The following is a 1,725-nucleotide window of genomic DNA, read 5'->3' on the forward strand; positions in this document are numbered from 1 at the left end:
GTGCCCAAAAGAATCGCCCGCCGCAACCCGTTGCCCTTGAGCATCAGGGAGAGAAATCCGCCCGCTGCGGGAATGAGCACAAGGCCTTGAAGCAGCATGGTCAATCCTTGAGGGAGGAGAGGCTGTCCATGTCGATGGAATCGAACTCGCGGTTGATGTGATGGATGGCGATGCCCATGACGAACACAGCCACGAAGAGGTCGAGCAGAGTCGACAACTCCATCCACAGGGGCCCGTGAGGCGAAAGGGTCACCCCGAACAGGAAGATGCCGTTCTCGGCCACGAGATAGCCGATGACCTGGGTCAAAGCCTTCTTGCGGGTCACTAGCAGCAAGAAGCCGGTCAGCGAGGTCATAAACGCCGTGGCAAAGGCTAGGTCCGAAAGGGCATGATCTGGCATGGGAAGGCCGCGCTGCAGCCACATGGCGAACAGAAGCCCGGCCAGGCCGGCCAGAATGGTCAGGTTATAGCCGACCAGGGGCTCTATCTCTGGGGAGGGCTTGACCCGCCTGAAGGTCCACATGAGCAGCCAGGGAAAGGCGATGCCCTTCAGGCCGAAGACCATCAGGCTGAATCCCCAGGTGTAGGTGGTGATCTGACCCTGGGCCGCCACCAGGGGGAGGATCCCCAGGATCATGCCCTGAAAGGCCACCCGACCAATCAGCGAGCGGACCCGACACGAGGCCAGCAGGGCTAGATTGGCCAGGATGATCCCTATCATCAACGATTCGACAAGTACTGTGCTCATGGTCAAATCCATACCAGGATGACGGACAATACCGCGCAGCTCACGGCCATGGCGATGAGGCGCGGCACGGTGGTCAGACGCAGCCGGGCCATGGTGGACTCCACGACGCCCACGGCCAGGGCCAAACCGAACATGATTCCGAGGCCGATCACGGCCGCCGCACCCTGCCCCACGGCCAGCCCCTGGACCAGAACGTTCATCAGCAGGGCGCCCAGGGCCCAGAACTTCACGGCCGATCCGAATTCGATCAAAGCCAGATCGGGGCCACTGTGATCAAGGACCATGACTTCGTGGATCATGGTCAATTCCAGGTGGGTGTTCGGATCGTCGAAGGGGATCCGGCAGTTCTCGAGCAGAGCCAGGATGAACAGCCCGACCGAGGCCAGCAAGAGAACCGCCATGTCCAGGTTTTCTCCGGGCATGCCGCCTGGAGCGAACATTCCCGAGAGGGACAGGGATTGGGTCCCGTGGGCCAAGGCCAGAAGCAGCAGGAGCAGGGCCGGCTCGGCCAGGGTGGAAAAGGCCGCCTCGCGTGAAGCGCCCATGCCCTCGAATGCCGACCCGGTGTCCAGGGCGGCCAGGATCAGGCCCACCCGGCCAAGGGCGAGCAGATAGACGAAGAGGATCGCATCCCCGTCAAAGGAGACCAGAGCCGGGGCCCCGGCCCAGGGCATGAGCGTCAGGGCCGCCAGCACCGCCACCAGGGAGACGATGGGGCCCGCCCGAAAGACCCAGCTGGTCGTCCGGCTGTAGACCGCGCCCTTGGACAAAAGCTTGCGCAGGTCGAAATACATCTGCAAAAGGGGCCTGCCCTTGCGGCCGCCGAACATGGCCTTGACCCGGTTGATCAGGCCGAACAGGAAGGGGGCCAGCAACAGCCCCAGCGGGAACAGCAGCGACGATACGGAATTCATGGCTAACCCGCCCTCATGGCCAGCAGAACGGCCAGGGCCCCGATCAGAGAGAGGATGTAGAGG

General features: G+C 63.0%; 2 protein-coding genes. Both read right to left on the minus strand.

Annotated elements, in window-relative coordinates; translation table 11 throughout:
- Positions 1-100: 100 nt before the first annotated feature.
- Positions 101-748 (minus strand): hydrogenase-4 component E, encoded by a 648-nt coding sequence (locus EOM25_14630; GenBank protein ID NCC26412.1) that lies wholly within the window; start codon positions 746-748, stop codon positions 101-103.
- A gap of 2 nt (positions 749-750) precedes the next feature.
- Positions 751-1,662 (minus strand): hydrogenase, encoded by a 912-nt coding sequence (locus EOM25_14635; protein ID NCC26413.1) that lies wholly within the window; start codon positions 1,660-1,662, stop codon positions 751-753.
- Positions 1,663-1,725 lie beyond the last annotated feature (63 nt).

The organism is Deltaproteobacteria bacterium (assembly GCA_009929795.1).
Lineage (GTDB): Bacteria > Desulfobacterota > Desulfovibrionia > Desulfovibrionales > Desulfomicrobiaceae > RZZR01.

What these genes read in the sequence shown, in the direction of transcription:
- EOM25_14635 (NCC26413.1), bottom strand. Translation starts at nt 1,662, where the DNA reads ATGAATTCCGTATCGTCGCTGCTGTTCCCGCTGGGGCTGTTGCTGGCC.
- EOM25_14630 (NCC26412.1), bottom strand. Translation starts at nt 748, where the DNA reads ATGAGCACAGTACTTGTCGAATCGTTGATGATAGGGATCATCCTGGCC.